This window comes from Micromonospora hortensis (genome assembly GCF_022230935.1).
GTDB lineage: Bacteria > Actinomycetota > Actinomycetes > Mycobacteriales > Micromonosporaceae > Micromonospora > Micromonospora hortensis.
The window spans coordinates 422,398-437,531 of record NZ_JAKKFE010000012.1; the positions used below are offsets into that span (position 1 = coordinate 422,398).

Consider the following 15,134-nt stretch of genomic DNA (forward strand, 5'->3'; position numbering starts at 1 on the left):
GCCGCACGCCTGGTTGACGCTGATCCGCGAGCTGAAGATGGTGAACGCCCGGTGCCCGTAACGAGTGATCCACAGATGGTCGCGCTACCGCCGACAGCTGCCGCACCGGTGATCCCGGCGGTGTTCCGATCCTCCACGGCCCCGCCCCGCCGCACGCTGGTCGACATTCTCGACGACTCCGTGCGCGCGCATCCTGAGGCTCTTGCTCTCGACAACGGTGCTACGGCGCTGACGTACCGCGACCTGGCCGATGAGGTCGAGGCCTTACGGAGGTCGCTCGCCGGGTACGGAATCGGTGTCGGCGATCGGGTTGGCGTCCGGATCTCCTCCGGTAGGGCAGAGCTGTACCTGGCTATCCTCGGCGTTCTCGCGGCGGGCGCGGCCTACGTGCCGGTCGACGCGGACGATCCCGAGGAACGCGCCGAGCTCGTGTTCGCCGAGGCGGGGGTCGTGGCGGTCCTCGGTGACGGGCTGGCGGTGTCGCTGCGCCGTACCCCCGCGGGTCGATGCGGCCGGCCCGGCCCGGACCACGACGCCTGGATCATCTTCACCTCCGGTTCGACGGGCACCCCGAAGGGTGTGGCGGTCAGCCACGGCGCGGCGGCGGCTTTCGTGGACGCCGAGGCGCAGTTGTTCCTCACCGACGAGGCCAGTGAGCCGATCGGCCCACAGGATCGGGTCCTGGCCGGGCTGTCGGTGGCATTCGACGCGTCCTGCGAGGAGATGTGGCTGGCGTGGCGACACGGCGGGTGTCTGGTGCCGGCCGCGCGGTCACTCGTCCGTAGTGGCGTCGACCTCGGTCCGTGGTTGGCCGAGCAGCGCATCTCGGTGGTGTCCACGGTGCCGACGCTCGCTGCGCTGTGGCCGGTCGACGCGCTGGAGGAGGTCCGGCTGCTGATCTTCGGTGGGGAGGCCTGCCCACCGGAGCTGGCGCAGCGCCTGGCCGTCGAGGGTCGCGAGGTCTGGAACACCTATGGACCGACCGAGGCGACGGTGGTCGCCTGCGCCGCGCGGTTGACCGGCGAGGAACCGGTACGCATCGGGCTGCCGCTGGCCGGCTGGGAGCTCGCCGTGGTCGACGGCTTCGGTGTTCCGGTCGAGATGGGTGAGACCGGTGAGCTGGTCATCGGTGGGGTGGGACTCGCCCGCTACCTGGACGAGGCCAAGGACGCCGAGAAGTTCGCGACGCTGCCCGCGCTCGGCTGGCAGCGGGCGTACCGCAGTGGGGACATCGTCCGGGCGGAGCCAGAAGGGCTCCTGTTCGTCGGTCGCGGTGACGAGCAGGTGAAACTCGGCGGACGTCGGATCGAGTTGGGTGAGATAGACGCCGCACTGCAGGCGCTGCCCACCGTCGCCGGTGCGGCTGCGGCGGTGCAGCGCACCGCCGCGGGCAATCAACTGCTGGTGGGGTACGTGGTTCCGCACGACGGCGCCGCATTCGATGCCGCGGCGGCGGCGCTGCGGATCCGTGAGCAACTGCCGGCCGCGCTCGTGCCGCTGCTGGCCGTGGTGGATGCGCTGCCGACCCGGACATCAGGCAAGGTTGATCGAGCCGCGCTGCCGTGGCCGCTGGCCACCGCGGGCGCCACGGTGGCTGAGCTGACCGCGACGCAGGAATGGCTCGCCGGCGGTTGGGCGGAGATCCTGGGCGTACGCCCCACCGAGGCGGACGCGGACTTCTTCACCTGTGGCGGCGGCAGCCTGAACGCGGCGCAACTGGTGGCGTGGATCCGGCACCGGCACCCGCGCGTCTCGGTGGCCGACATCTACCTCCACCCGAAATTGTCGCGGCTCGCGGCCGTGCTCGACGCGCTCGACAGTTCGGCGGTGACGCGCCGTGAGGTCCGGCCGGTGCCGAGGCGCGCCGGGCTGATCCAGGCCGCGATGATGGTGCCGATGCTCGCGCTGGTCGGGCTTCGCTGGTTGACCGTTCTGGCCGCCCTCGGCAACGTCCTCGCCCTGTTCGCTCCGGCACCTTGGGCACCGGTCGTTTCCTGGTGGTGGGTGGCCCTGGGCTGGCTTGTGCTGTTCAGTCCGCCGGGCCGGATAACCCTGGCCGCCGCGGGAGCGCGACTGCTGCTTCGTGGGGTCCGCCCCGGCAGCTACCCGCGCGGCGGCGGTGTGCACCTGCGGCTGTGGGCCGCCGAACGCCTCGCCGAGCTGAGCGGCGCCACCAGCGTCGCCGGAGCATCCTGGATGATCACTTACGCCCGGGCCCTTGGCGCGCAGATCGGGGCCGACGTCGACCTGCACTCCGCGCCGCCGGTGACCGGCCTGCTGAAGCTCGGCCGAGGCGCGGCGATCGAGCCGGAGGTCGATCTGTCCGGCCACTGGGTCGACGGCGATGTCGTCCGCATCGGCAGGGTTCGCGTCGGGGCCGACGCCCGGGTCGGGTCCCGCAGCACCCTGATGCCGGGCGCTCGGGTCGGCAAGGGTGCCCGGGTCGCTGCGGGCTCGACGGTGGCCGGCGCCGTACCGCCGAACCACCATTGGGCCGGCTCACCGGCCGCCGCCGCTGGCAAGAAGGATTCGAACGGGTGGCCCGGCCGGCGTCCCCCTCGATCGCGGATGGGCGCACGCCTCTGGCCGCTCGCGTATGGGATGACCGCCCAGGTGCTGGGGCTGGTTCCGGTCGTGGCGGCCCTGCCGGCGCTCGCCCTGCTCGGCTGGACGCTCGCCGTCCGACCGACGGTCGGCGCCATGCTGGGTGCCGTCGCGGTGGCGACCGTCGCCTACGTGGTGGGCTACGCGCTGCTGGTGCTCGGAGCGGTCCGGGCGCTCAGCGTCGGTCTGCGCGCCGGCTATCACCGGGTGCAGGGGCGGGTGGCGTGGCAGGTCTGGACGACCGAGCGGCTGATGGGGATGGCCCGGGTCGGACTGTTTCCGCTCTACGCCAGCCTCTTCACACCGGTGTGGTTGCGGCTGCTGGGCGCGAAGGTGGGACGCGGAGTGGAGGCATCCACAGTGCTCGCGCTGCCGGCGATGACCACTGTGGCTGACGGGGCCTTCCTGGCCGACGACACAATGGTCGCGACCTACGAGCTGAGCCACGGGTGGCTGCGGGTCGCCCCGGCCCGCATCGGTAAGCAGGCGTTCCTCGGCAACTCAGGAATGGCGGCGCCAGGGCGTTCGGTGCCCAAGCGTGGACTTGTCGGCGTGTTGTCGTCGGCGCCGTTCAAGGCGAAGAAGGGCTCGTCGTGGCTCGGCGCACCGCCGATGCCGCTGCGCCGGACCGTGGAGGCAGCCGACACCAGCCGCACCGTCGACCCGCCGGTCCGGTTGAAGCTTGCCCGGGCGGCGATCGAGTTGTGCCGGATCGTTCCGGTGATGTGCGCCGGTGCCCTGGCGGTCGGCGTCCTGGCCGTACTCGCGCTCGTGTGGCGCGCTGTCGGGTGGTGGGCGGCCGCGCTCGGGGCCGGGCCGGTGCTGCTGGGTGCGGCGCTCGTCGCCGCCGCCATCGCAACGGCCGCGAAGTGGCTGCTGGTCGGGCGTTTCCGGGTGGCCGAGCGCGCGCTGTGGACCTCCTTCGTGTGGCGCAACGAGCTTGCCGACACGTTCGTCGAGGTCCTCGCCGCGCCGTGGTTGGTGCGCTTCGCGACCGGCACGCCACTGCTCGCGGCGTGGCTGCGCACGCTCGGCGCGAAGATCGGCCGGGGTGTGTGGCTGGAGACCTACTGGCTGCCCGAGTACGACCTGGTGCGCCTCGGCGACGGCGCGACGGTGAACCGCGGTTGTGTGGTGCAGACCCACCTGTTCCATGATCGTGTGATGAGTATGGACGAGGTGACACTGGGCGCGGGAGCCGCGCTGGGCCCACACGGCATCATCCTGCCGGGCGCGAGCATCGGCGCGCGGACCACCGTCGGGCCCGGTTCGCTGGTGACCCGCGGTGACGCCGTGCCGTGCGACAGCCGGTGGTTGGGGAATCCGATCACCACCTGGCCGGCGCCAGCGGCACGGTCGGCATGAGTCCGAAGGCGTCGGCGTCGAGCGGCGCAACGTCCGGCGCCAGCCACTCCGGCGACTCCTACCTGCCCGAGCACGGCAACGGCGGCTACCGGGTGCTGCACTACGACCTCGACCTCGACTACCGGGTCGTGTCGAACCGCCTCGGCGGGCGGGCGGACATCACCGCGGTGGCCGTGCAGTCGTTGTCGCGGTTCACTTTCGATCTCGGTCGGCTCCGCGTCCAGGACGTCCGGGTGGACGGGCGACCGGCGAAGTACCTGCACCGGCCGGACAAACTGCAGATCAAACCCGAGCGGCCGATCGGTGCCGGGGACACTTTCCGGGTGGAGGTCCGGTACGCGGGAAAGCCGGTGCCCATCTCCGGCCGTTGGGGCGAACTCGGGTGGGAGGAACTCACCGACGGGGCGCTCGTGGCCAGCCAGCCGAACGGATCGCCGTCCTGGTTTCCGTGTGACGACCAGCCGGGCGCCAAGGCCACCTTCCGGGTGGCGGTCACGACCTCCTCCCCGTACACAGTGCTGGTGACTGGCGATCCGGTGCTCCAGCGCCGGGGCGCGGGCAGCACGACCTGGCTGTACGAGCGACGCGAGCCCACCTCGCCGTACCTGATGAGCGTGCAGATCGGACGCTACGAGGTGGTGGACCTGACCGTCGGTGCGGTGGTGCAACGCGCCGCGATCCCGCCCGCGCTGCGCAGGAACGTCGCCCACGACTTCGGTCGGCACGGCGAGATCATGTCGGCGCTGCAGCGGCTCTTCGGACCGTACCCGTTCCGCGAGTACGTCGTCGTGGTCGCCGACGACGACCTCGACGATCCCGTCGAAGCGCAGGGCATGGCCGTCTTCGGCCGGAACCACGTCGACGGGCGGCGCACACACGAACGGCTTGTCGTCCATGAACTGGCCCACCAGTGGTTCGGCAACAGCCTGACGGTGGCGGACTGGCGGCACATCTGGCTCAACGAGGGCTTCGCCACGTACGCCGAGTGGTTGTGGTCGGGCGTCTGCGGCGGCCTGCCCACTGACGCCCTTGCCGCACAGTGGTACGCGTGGGTCGCGGATCGTCCGCGCGAGGTCGTCGTCGCGGATCCCGGCGTCGACCGGATGTTCGACCCGCTGGTCTACAAGCGTGGCGCGCTCGCGGTGCACGCCCTGCGGAAGAGGGTCGGTGACGACTCGTTCTTCGCGTTGCTGCGAGCCTGGGTCGCCGAGCACCAGCACGCGACGGTGACGACCGAGCAGTTCCGGCTGCACGCCCAGCGCTTCGCCCGCGAGCCACTGGATGATTTGTTCGCTGCCTGGCTCGACAGCCCGACGCTGCCCCCGCCACCCCGCTGACCGGGGCCGAGACGCGACCGCCTCGCGAAACCGAATGCCGGTCCCGCAACGACCGACGCAGCCGCCCGCGGCTGGCCGGCTGGGCCGGGACCGGCACCTCGACGGTCACTGCCGGAGCCACCAGGGGCTGGTGTAGGCCACGCCGAAGTCGTTACACGGGTGGCCGGCTGGGCCGGGGGTGCCGTTGGGCACTGACGGGTCGGAGATCCGGAGCACCACCCAGTCGCCGTCGGTGACGTTGAGTGGCACTGTGAAGTCGGTGACCTGGCCGTTGACGGTGTCGATGACGTCGACGACGGTCGGCGCCGAGGTGCCGGGGCGGAGGACCTGGATCCGCAGGGGTTTGCCGTCCCACGCCGAGCCGCGGTCCAGGTCCAGCAGGAACCGGACGTCGCCGGAGGCCACGTTCAGCACCCCGCCCATGCGTACGCCGTTGGCGGTGGCGTCCACCCGTAGCCCCGAGACGCGGGTGGCGAAGGAACGGCGGGAGGCCATCGCCTCGAACACCGCCGCGCGGGTGTTCTCGGCGACCCACAGGCCGCTGCGGCCCTTGCCCTCGTGGAAGCCCCACGTGGTGCCGTGCTCGTCGGTGACACCGGTCAGAGCGGGCCGCCAACCGGCGTTCAGGCAGGCCACCAGCGGCGACGCCACGCCTGACGACCAGCCCTCGAACAGGAAGTCGTCGGTCCGGTTGAACATCTCCAGCCCCACGAGCTGATCGCGGACCGAGGCGTTGAGGGAGAAGTTGTTGAACCGGCCCGCCTCCCGACCGGGGTGGTTGAAGCTCGCCAGACCCCCGGGCCGGCCGGCGAGCCAGTTGTACAGGCTGCCGGGGCTGCCGGCCCGCAACAGGTCGGCGAAGTCGGAGGTGTTCCAGACGTTGATGTGGCCCTGCAACGGATGCGACCACTCGAATCCGCGGATCGCTGTGAACTGACCGGGGTCGTTGGCCGCGTTGGCCAGTTCACCGGTGGTCCGCCACTCGGACGAGCTGAGCCCGTCGATGGCGAAGAGGGTGGCGTGATCGGTCAGCGCGGCGACGTCCAGGCCGGCCTCGCGCATCGAGGCGAACGCGGCCTCGGCGCTGCCGTCGCCGTCCGACATGACCGTGTGGTTGTGCATGTCGGCGTGGACCAGCGTGGTGCCCTGGGTGATCAGGGACGACCGGCCGGCGCCGACCGCAGCGGTCGGGGCGCCGGCCATCGTCGTGTTGGTCGCCCTGGCGGCGGTCGGCAGCGCGGCCAGCATCAACGTTCCGCCGGCACCGGCCAGGAGCGCCCGTCGGCCGAGGCCCGCGGGAATCTCCACCTGGCCGTACGGCACGTCGTCGTCGGATCCGTTGTCGTGGTGGCAGTGGTGTGGGTGATGTGCGGTCATGGCTATATGGATGTAGATGGATCTGGCCGAGACGTCAAGCCGAGTCGTCGGTCAGGCGAACACTGCGGTACGCGTCGTGTTGCTGGGTGAGGGTTGGTCGCCGGACCAGGTCGGACGCCGTTCGTGCGTCCCGGGGCTCCCTCGACCGGCCGGTGGACGCGACGACCGGCCCCCGCGAAGAGTCGCCGCACGCAGGTTCGTGGCCACGAGGGTCGGCCACTCCCCCGACTTCCCGGCATCTGTAAACAACCCTTGATATTAACTCTCATGAACGTCAATATGTGGAGGTCGCGGGTCATCGAAGCCTGGGGAGTGAGCCATGAGAAGCCGTCGAATATTCGCAGTGGTAGCCGGGGCGGCGATGACCGTCACGGCCGCCGTCGCCTTCGTCCCCAGCAGCATGGCGGCCGTGCCCTCGGCCAACGCCGTCCCGATGGTCGCCTGCACCGCCCCCACCTGGGCCGAAGGCCCCACTTACCAGACGGGCACCCAGGTCACCTACGGCGGCCGGCTCTACCAGGCGCTGGTCACCCACACCGCACACCCCGGCGCCGGCTGGAACCCCGCCTCGACCCCATCGCTGTGGCGTGACCTCGGCGCGTGCTCGGGAACCACGCCACCGCCCACCACCCCACCACCGACGACCCCGCCGCCCACCACCCCACCACCAACCACACCTCCCCCCACCACACCGCCGCCGACCGGTGGGACCTGTGCGGTGAAGTCGCGGCCCACCGGCAAGGTGTTGCAGGGCTACTGGGAGAACTGGGACGGAGCCTCCAACGGCGTACACCCCGGCCTCGGCTGGATCCCGATCACCGACAGCCGGCTCAACCAGCACGGCTACAACGTGATCAACGCGGCGTTCCCGGTGATCCGCTCGGACGGCACCGTCCTCTGGGAGAACGGCATGGACGTCGGCGTGAAGGTGGCCACCCCGGCCGAGATGTGCCAGGCCAAAGCGGCCGGCGCCACCATCCTGATGTCGATCGGCGGAGCCGCAGCGGGCATCGACCTGAGCTCCGCCGCCGTCGCCGACCGGTTCATCGCGACGATCGTGCCGATCCTGACGGCCTACCACTTCGACGGCATCGACATCGACATCGAGACCGGCCTGACCGGCAGCGGCAACATCAACACCCTGTCCACGTCGCAGGCCAACCTGATCCGGATCATCGACGGCGTGCTGGCCCGGATGCCGTCGAACTTCGGCCTGACCATGGCACCGGAGACGGCCTACGTCACCGGCGGCAGCGTGGTCTACGGCTCGATCTGGGGCTCGTACCTGCCGATCATCAAGAAGTACGTGGACAACGGCCGGCTCTGGTGGCTGAACATGCAGTACTACAACGGCAGCATGTACGGCTGCGCCGGCGACTCGTACCCGGCGGGCACCGTGCAGGGCTTCACCGTGCAGACGCAGTGCCTGAACAACGGGCTCACCATCCAGGGCACCACCATCCGGGTGCCGTACGACAAGCAGGTCCCGGGTCTGCCGGCGCAGATTGGGGCGGGCGGCGGCTACCTGCCGACGTCGCTTGTCACGCAGGCCTGGAACTCCGTGCCCGGCCTCAAGGGCCTGATGACCTGGTCGGCGAACTGGGACGGGTCGAAGGGCTGGACCTTCGGCGACAACGTGAAGCGCCTGCAGGGCCGCTGACGGGTGACGGCGCCGGGCCTACCGCCAGCCGGTCTTTCCGGCGGGCGGTAGGCCCGGCGCTTCGAATGGTCGGCACACCGGAATCGCACTCGGTCGTGCGGCGCGCCGACCAGGAACGAGAAGTCGTGCCACCATTGCGAACCAAAGTTCGGTGCCGCTGCGATAGGTAGGCATGACCGTCCAGGACGACGTCGGCCTCCTGGCCCTGATCGCAGGCGGCGACCGGAACGCGTTCGAGGCGTTCTACCGCCGGCACGCGCCGTGGCTGCGTCTGCGCCTGTGCTACCGCTGCGCCGACGACGCCCTCATCGACGATGTCGTGCAGGAGACGTTCCTCGCCGTGTGGACCGGCGCCGCGGCTTCCTTCCGCCCTCGCGACACCGACGCCGCTGCCTGGCTGTGGCGAATCGGGTCGCGCCGGCTCATCGACGCGCTGCGTCGCCGCACGTCCCGCGACCGGCTCGGCCGGCTTCTGGCCCGCCTGCGCGGCCGCGACGAGTCGTCCGCCGAGGAGCAGGTCCTCATCGGTCTCGAGCACGGCGACCTCGGCGGCGCCCTCGCCCGTCTCTCCCCGGAGCTACGCGCCGTCATCCGCGCCACCGTCCTCGACGGCCTCTCCACCGCCGAGGCCGCCGTCCTGCTCGGCATCCCCGCCGGCACCGTCAAGACCCGGGCGATGCGCGCCCGCCGGCAGCTGCGAGAGGAGTTGACATGACCTGGCATCTACTCGACGAGGACCTACGGGCCTACGCCACCCGTACCCTCGCCGCCCCTGGTCTGTGGTCCACGGAAGCGCACCTGGTCGCGTGCGGTGAGTGCCGCGAACGCCTCGCCGCCGCCGCGACAGTCGACCTCCGGTGGGCGGTCGACGGCGGCTGGGCCCGCCTCGACGCCACCCTGGACGCGCCGCGACCGGGGCCTGTCGAACGCTTGATGACCACGGTGGGCGTGCCTGACCACACCGCGCGGCTGCTCGCGGCGACGCCGGCGCTGCGACTGTCGTGGCTGCTGGCGATCGCGGTCACTGCCGCGTTGACGGCGACGGTCGCCGTGTTCACCGACCCGGTCGTCTTTCTCGCCGTAGCCCCGCTGTTGCCGCTGGTCGCTGTCGCGATGTCCTTCGCGCCCGGCATCGACCCCACCGACGAGATCACTGTGGTCGCTCCGATCCGCTCGTTCCGGTTACTGCTGTTGCGGTGCCTCGCTGTCCTGTCCGCGACCACCGCGCTGTCCGCCGTGGCCAGCCTCTTCATCTACGAGTACGGGCTGCGCGCGACCGGCTGGTTCCTGCCCTCGCTCGCCCTGACAGTGCTGTCGGTGCTGCTCTCGCCTCGGCTCGGCGCGGTGCCGGCCGCGGTCGTCGTCGGCGTCGGCTGGGCGGCGGTGGTCGCCGTCACCGTCGGCGACCGGCTCATCTTCACAGTGGCCGGGCAGGTCGGCGTCGTGATCGTTGGCGGGATCGCCGCGGTGGCGCTGTCCCGTCAGCGCGGCACCTACGACCGCTACCACGTCCCCAACTTCATGAGGAGGGTTTCATGACTGCCGTTCAGGCAACCGGTCTGGCGCTGCGGTACGGGCGCACCACAGCGCTGGAGGACGTGTCGTTCACGTTGCGCACCGGGGTGACCGGGTTGCTCGGCCCGAACGGCGCGGGCAAGACGACGCTGCTGCGGATCGTGGCGACCGCCCTGCCGGCCGACGGCGGATCGCTGCGGGTCTTCGGCCACGACCCGAGCACACCACCAGGGCGGCTCGCGGTCCGGCGGCTGCTGGGCTACCTGCCGCAGGACCCGGGCTTCCACCCGTCGTTCACCGCGTTCGAGTTCGTCGACTACGTCGCGATCCTCAAGGAGCTCACCCACCGGGCTACGCGGCACACCGAGGTCGCCCGGGTGCTCTCCGCCGTCGGCCTCGACGACCGACGGCGATCCCGGATCCGGACCCTGTCCGGCGGCATGAGGCAACGGCTCGCGCTGGCGGCCGCCCTGGTCGGCGACCCGGACCTGGTCATCCTCGACGAGCCGACGGTCGGCCTCGACCCGGAGCAGCGGCTGCGGTTCCGGGAGCTGATCGCGGACCTCGGCGAGCGCAAGACGGTGCTGCTGTCCACCCATCAGACCGAGGACGTCATGTCGCTGTGCCAGGAGGTGATCGTCCTCGACCGGGGCCGAGTGCGGTTCGAGGGCACCCCGGTGGAGCTGGCCGGGCTGGCCGCCGGTCGGGTGTGGACGAGCGCGGCGCGCCAGGCAGGGGCGTTGGCGTCGTGGCGGACGGGCACGGGGCTGCACCGCCACGTTGGCGACCCACCACCCGGGGCCGCGCTGGTGCAGCCGTCGATCGAGGACGGCTACCTGACGCTTGTCGGCGTCGTCACCGAGGCATCGGCGGTCGCGGGCGGCACGCGATGACCGCGACCCTGACGGTGGCCGCGTCGGCCCGTCCGACGCCGTCGTCCACGCACGGGCGTCGGCGAGCGATGCTCGCCCTCACCCGGTTCGAGTCGGTCCGGATGTTGCGACACCCGCTCACCATCGCGGCCGCGCTGCTGTTCCTCGGCCCGTGGCTGTGGGGCTCGTTGTCCGGCTCGGCCAACCGATATCCGGTGCTCCCCGACGAGCTGATCACCATCCAGCTGCTCGCGTTGCCGGTCCTCGGCGGGTCGGCGCTGATCGTGGCGAACCTCGTCACGCTACGGGCGCACCGACACCACGTCGACGCGTCCTACGACGTGCTGGTCCTGCCGCCGGCCTGGCGGGTCGGCGGGTTCCTGCTGGCACTGCTGCCGCTGGCCGGCCTCAGCCTCGTGCTCGTCGGCGTCCGGGTCGGGGTCTCCGCGGCGCTCCCGGGCGCTGCCGGGTCGGTCGACGTCGCCACGTTGCTGACCCCGTCGGCGCTGACGCTGCTCCTCGGCGCCGTCGGGGTGCTCGCCGGGGTGCTGATCCGCTCCGTGCTGGTCGCCCCCCTGCTCGCCCTGCTCGTCCTCGTGCTGGAGTACGCGGCGATCATGGTGACCACCCTGATGCTCATCGGGACCGGCTGGCGCTTCCTGTTTCCGGTCTACATCAGTGAGTTCCCGGCTCCGGTGCCCGCCGGTGTCTCCGACCGGCCCGCGGCCCGGCACCTGGTCTACCTGCTCGGGATCACCGTGCTGCTCGTCGCGGCCGCCGTGGCTCGGGCCCACGCACGGCGGTCGGTCGTCGCGGCCGGGCTCGCCGTCGGGCTGATCCTCACCGTCGGCGGCGGGCTGGCCCAGTCGCGACCCGACCCCGACATCGCGGTGGCCCGCGCGACCGTCAGAGACCGGCCGGCGAGCATCCAGTCGTGCACCATGCGAAGCGACGTCACCTACTGCTACTTCGACGGGTTCGACGGGTTCGTTCCCGGGTGGGAGTCGGTGGTCACCGCCGTACGCGCGGTCGTGCCGGACAGCGCCGCCTCGTCCGGGCCACCGCTCGCGGTGCGGCAGCGGGCCCTCGCCGAGGAGATCTCGGCCGGGGGTTCCGGGTCCGTCGCCGAGGCCATGCAGGCGGTGGCCGCTTGGAAGGTCGAGGACGCGGCGGCGGGCACCCCGGAGGCGGTCCGGGTCGACACCGCGTGGGGCGACGATCGGGCAGCGGCCGCCCTGGCCGCCGAGGTTGCCTACCGGCTGATGGCCGCGAAGGCGTACGACGGGGGGAACTTCCTCTGCGGGGCGCGGGCGGCGCTCCTGGTGTGGCTGGTCGGGCAGGCGTCGCCGACCACCCTGGCCGGGATGCGTTCGCTGGACGAGACGAGCACCGGTGCGCTCGTCTTCAGCGACATATCGGGCTTGTACGGCATCCTGGCACCCGACCGGGCGGCGGCACCGGCGTTGGAGTTGCTGAAACGGCAGTCCGACGAGGTGCCACCACTCGTCGAGCGGCACTGGGCCGAGCTGACGGCGCCCGACACACCGTTGGAGCGTTTCGGCGCCATCTTCGGGGTGCCGATCCAGCCGCTCGCGCCGGACGACGAGGCGCCGCCGTGCGTCCCGTGAGCGACGTGCCCGCCGTCAGCGCGTCGGGGCCGGCGGCCGGTGGGCCCGCGCGGCGGCGGGCCGGGCGACTGCGGACGGCGGCGGCGCTGCTCTGGCCGACGCTGCGGGCGACGCGCATCTCGCCGCTGCTGGCGGCCGGGGTCGTCGGCGCGGCGATCGTGACCCCACCGGCCGTGACCGGGTCGGTCCTGCCTCCCGACGAGCACCTCACGTTGCTGCGGTTGGTGATGGCCTGCATCGGCCTCGGCGTCACGTTCACGCTCGACGACCCGGCGAAGCCGACCACGGAGACCGTGCCGGTTCCGGCCTGGCTCGGCGCGCTGATCCGAGCGGCCCTCGCCGCGGTCGTCGGCGGTGCGTGCTGGGCGGCAGCGCTGCTGGTGACACGGTCCGGGCCAGAAACGGCATCGCTGCCGTACACGGACCTGACCCGTGAGGCCGCGACCGTCGCGGCGGTCGCGTTCCTCGCGTCGGCAATCGGCTGGCGGCGTTCGCCGCGCGGGATCGGCAGTCCACTCGCCGCGCCGATGCTGCTGCTCGGGATGGCGGTGGTGGCACTGCTGCCGACCCCGGTGGCACTACTCGTCGGCGTGGGCGACGGCTGGGGCGCGGCTCACGACCGCTGGACGTACCTCCTGGCGGGGACGCTGGTGGCGAGCGCCGGGGTGCTCACCGTCCGCCGGTACCCCCGGGTGCGGCTGACAGCCGTGCGGCATTCGCCGGCAAAGTGACAGCACGGTTTGAGCGCGCATTCCCCTGTGGCCAGTTCGAATTCACCACGTCGCTCTACGGTGCCAGCGGACCGAGAACACCCTGCTCGTACGTGGAGAGATGAGGATTGATGGCAGTAAGCAAGCGGGTGGGACTGACCGCTGCGGTGGTCGCCCTGACCCTGACGCTGCCGGGCGCCGCGACAGCGGCCGCGGCCGAGCGGAACACGTGGGGCCAGGCCGAGTTGTTGAGGTTCGCCGCGCTGCCAGCGGCAACCTTCGTTCCCGGCAGCGAACCGTCCGGCTCGTCGCTCGGCAGTGCCCCCGTCAATGGGATCACCCCGCCGTTCGCCGACCAACCGATCCAGGGGTTCAGCGGCGTCCTGCGCAACACCGACGGCACCTTCGACGTGTTGTCCGACAACGGCTTCGGCAACAAGGCCAACAGTGCCGACTTCGTGCTGCGCGTTCAGCGGGTCGCGCCCGACTTCGGCAGCGGCGCCGTGGACGTGCTCGGTGGCATCAACCTGACCGACCCGTATGGCAAGGTGCGCTTCCCGCTCACTCGTGCCGACCGCGTGCTCACCGGAGCCGACTTCGACGTCGAGTCGATCACCCGGACGGCGGATGGCACGTACTGGCTCGGTGACGAGTTCGGTCCGTACCTGCTGCACTTCGACCGGGCGGGCCGCTTGCTACAGGCACCGGTGCCGCTGCCCGGGGTGTTCGCCCCCGAGAACCCAGGCCGCGGTGCGACCCCGGCCAACCTCGCCAGCAGCAAGGGCTTCGAGGGCATGGCCCAGTCGCCAGACGGTCGCACGCTCTACCCGCTGCTCGAGGGCACGACCACTGGGGACCCGGCCGGCACCCTCCGGCTGAACGAGTTCGACACCCGGACCAACACCTACACCGGCCGGCGCTGGGCCTACGCGCTCGACTCTCCCGCTCACGCGATCGGTGACGCCATCATGGTCGATCGCGACCGCTTCCTGATCATCGAACGCGACAACGGCCAGGGCGAGACGGCAAAGGTCAAGAAGATCTATCTCGCCGACAAGCGCGACCGGAACCGCGACGGACTGCTCGACAAGACGCTGGTCGCCGACCTGATGGCAATCGGCAACCCTCGGCACGTCGGCGGGTTCGGTGACCCGTTCACATTCCCGTTCCAGACGATCGAGGACGTGGTAATCCTCGACGACCGCACGCTCGCCGTCCTGAACGACAACAACTTCCCGTCATCGGCGGGCCGGACGGCCGGACAGGCGGACAACAACGAGTTCATCGTGATCAAACTCGACCGCCACCTGGACGCGGACAAGCGCGTCCTGCGTCGCTACTGACCCGATGCCAGGGGTGGGCAGCCGACCGGCTGTCCACCCCGTCCGTGGGTCATCCCTCGGCAGTGGGCCGGCTGTGCACCACCAACTCGTCGATCTCCAACCGGCCGACGCGCAACTCCCGCACGACCGCCCGGCGGATCGCCAGCCGCCCGATGACCAGCGCCCCGACGGCCACGGCTCCCACAGCCAGCGCCCCCACGGCGAGGGCACCGAGCGACGCCGCCCCCGCAGCCCTGGCGCCGGTAGCCGCCGCGCCCGTCGCCACCGCGCCGTTGGCGCGCGTACCAGTCAACCGCATCAGGCTCACGTCTCGCTTCATCGCCCCATTGTCCGGTGGTCTCCCCCCGCCGGCCTCAGCGGCACACTGCTGGGTGCCGATCAGGCCACCGTTGGCCATCAGCATGAGGACAAGGTCGTCCAGGACCACATCGGGCCGCAGGTGGCCCATGGGCCAGGCGCATCAGTTCGGCGAGCGAGGCGGGCGGTGGTGGCGGCGGCGGAGCCCTTCAACTGAATCCGCTGCACCGATCGGGGCGGTCTCTTAGGCTGCGTGGGCGGGGTGCCCGGTTCGACGAGTGCGGTTCGCGGTGGCGCTGTACGGGCTGGTCGGGTGCTCCTCCCGGCGGCCTGGCGGTACCGCTACCTCAGTCGACACGGGAGCCGCCGCGACGGCGCCTGAGGCCCCGGTTTGTTCGCCGTCAGCGGCCGAGCCTGGCTACCGGT

At 71.5% G+C, this 15,134-nt stretch carries 11 protein-coding genes; 9 read left to right on the plus strand and 2 right to left on the minus strand.

From position 1 onward, the window contains the following. Positions 1 to 75 precede the first annotated feature (75 nt). Both NIE111_RS10495 and NIE111_RS10500 read left to right on the plus strand, forming a co-directional pair. Positions 76 to 3,969 (plus strand): Pls/PosA family non-ribosomal peptide synthetase, encoded by a 3,894-nt coding sequence (locus tag NIE111_RS10495; RefSeq protein ID WP_238684199.1) that lies wholly within the window; start codon positions 76 to 78, stop codon positions 3,967 to 3,969. Continuing rightward, positions 3,966 to 5,306, plus strand: a complete 1,341-nt coding sequence (locus NIE111_RS10500) for a M1 family metallopeptidase (RefSeq protein ID WP_238684200.1) — start codon at positions 3,966 to 3,968, stop codon at positions 5,304 to 5,306. The genes NIE111_RS10495 and NIE111_RS10500 overlap by 4 nt, the downstream gene beginning before the upstream one ends. A 105-nt stretch (positions 5,307 to 5,411) precedes the next feature. Here NIE111_RS10500 and NIE111_RS10505 read toward each other — a convergent pair whose 3' ends face one another. Continuing rightward, on the minus strand, positions 5,412 to 6,683 hold the full coding sequence (locus NIE111_RS10505) for a CehA/McbA family metallohydrolase (RefSeq protein WP_238684201.1): 1,272 nt from the start codon (positions 6,681 to 6,683) through the stop codon (positions 5,412 to 5,414). 319 nt (positions 6,684 to 7,002) lie between these two features. Here NIE111_RS10505 and NIE111_RS10510 point away from each other — a divergent pair, with 319 nt between their 5' ends. The 7 genes from NIE111_RS10510 to NIE111_RS10540 all read left to right on the plus strand — a co-directional run bounded on the left by NIE111_RS10510 (position 7,003) and on the right by NIE111_RS10540 (position 14,411). Beyond that, positions 7,003 to 8,343: a carbohydrate-binding protein gene (locus tag NIE111_RS10510; protein ID WP_238684202.1), complete on the plus strand. Its 1,341-nt coding sequence runs from the start codon at positions 7,003 to 7,005 to the stop codon at positions 8,341 to 8,343. Positions 8,344 to 8,515: 172 nt separating this feature from the next. Further along, entirely contained in the window at positions 8,516 to 9,058 is a 543-nt protein-coding gene (locus tag NIE111_RS10515) for an RNA polymerase sigma factor (RefSeq protein ID WP_238680895.1), read from the plus strand. Continuing rightward, positions 9,055 to 9,882, plus strand: coding sequence for a hypothetical protein (locus tag NIE111_RS10520; RefSeq protein ID WP_238684203.1), 828 nt, complete (start codon positions 9,055 to 9,057; stop codon positions 9,880 to 9,882). The genes NIE111_RS10515 and NIE111_RS10520 overlap by 4 nt, the downstream gene beginning before the upstream one ends. Next, positions 9,879 to 10,751 (plus strand): ATP-binding cassette domain-containing protein, encoded by an 873-nt coding sequence (locus NIE111_RS10525; protein ID WP_238684204.1) that lies wholly within the window; start codon positions 9,879 to 9,881, stop codon positions 10,749 to 10,751. Before NIE111_RS10520 ends, NIE111_RS10525 begins: the two co-directional genes overlap by 4 nt. Next, entirely contained in the window at positions 10,748 to 12,358 is a 1,611-nt protein-coding gene (locus NIE111_RS10530; protein ID WP_238684205.1) for a hypothetical protein, read from the plus strand. Before NIE111_RS10525 ends, NIE111_RS10530 begins: the two co-directional genes overlap by 4 nt. Continuing rightward, positions 12,346 to 13,089, plus strand: coding sequence for a hypothetical protein (locus NIE111_RS10535; protein WP_238684206.1), 744 nt, complete (start codon positions 12,346 to 12,348; stop codon positions 13,087 to 13,089). The genes NIE111_RS10530 and NIE111_RS10535 overlap by 13 nt, the downstream gene beginning before the upstream one ends. 110 nt (positions 13,090 to 13,199) lie before the next feature. Continuing rightward, complete coding sequence (locus NIE111_RS10540; protein ID WP_238684207.1) at positions 13,200 to 14,411, plus strand: esterase-like activity of phytase family protein; 1,212 nt, start codon at positions 13,200 to 13,202, stop codon at positions 14,409 to 14,411. 49 nt (positions 14,412 to 14,460) lie between these two features. Here NIE111_RS10540 and NIE111_RS10545 read toward each other — a convergent pair whose 3' ends face one another. Further along, positions 14,461 to 14,730 (minus strand): hypothetical protein, encoded by a 270-nt coding sequence (locus tag NIE111_RS10545; RefSeq protein ID WP_238684208.1) that lies wholly within the window; start codon positions 14,728 to 14,730, stop codon positions 14,461 to 14,463. Positions 14,731 to 15,134 lie beyond the last annotated feature (404 nt).

What these genes read in the sequence shown, in the direction of transcription:
- NIE111_RS10525 (WP_238684204.1), top strand. Translation starts at nt 9,879, where the DNA reads ATGACTGCCGTTCAGGCAACCGGTCTGGCGCTGCGGTACGGGCGCACC.
- NIE111_RS10530 (WP_238684205.1), top strand. Translation starts at nt 10,748, where the DNA reads ATGACCGCGACCCTGACGGTGGCCGCGTCGGCCCGTCCGACGCCGTCG.
- NIE111_RS10540 (WP_238684207.1), top strand. Translation starts at nt 13,200, where the DNA reads ATGGCAGTAAGCAAGCGGGTGGGACTGACCGCTGCGGTGGTCGCCCTG.
- NIE111_RS10520 (WP_238684203.1), top strand. Translation starts at nt 9,055, where the DNA reads ATGACCTGGCATCTACTCGACGAGGACCTACGGGCCTACGCCACCCGT.
- NIE111_RS10495 (WP_238684199.1), top strand. Translation starts at nt 76, where the DNA reads ATGGTCGCGCTACCGCCGACAGCTGCCGCACCGGTGATCCCGGCGGTG.
- NIE111_RS10510 (WP_238684202.1), top strand. Translation starts at nt 7,003, where the DNA reads ATGAGAAGCCGTCGAATATTCGCAGTGGTAGCCGGGGCGGCGATGACC.
- NIE111_RS10545 (WP_238684208.1), bottom strand. Translation starts at nt 14,730, where the DNA reads ATGAAGCGAGACGTGAGCCTGATGCGGTTGACTGGTACGCGCGCCAAC.
- NIE111_RS10505 (WP_238684201.1), bottom strand. Translation starts at nt 6,683, where the DNA reads ATGACCGCACATCACCCACACCACTGCCACCACGACAACGGATCCGAC.
- NIE111_RS10500 (WP_238684200.1), top strand. Translation starts at nt 3,966, where the DNA reads ATGAGTCCGAAGGCGTCGGCGTCGAGCGGCGCAACGTCCGGCGCCAGC.
- NIE111_RS10515 (WP_238680895.1), top strand. Translation starts at nt 8,516, where the DNA reads ATGACCGTCCAGGACGACGTCGGCCTCCTGGCCCTGATCGCAGGCGGC.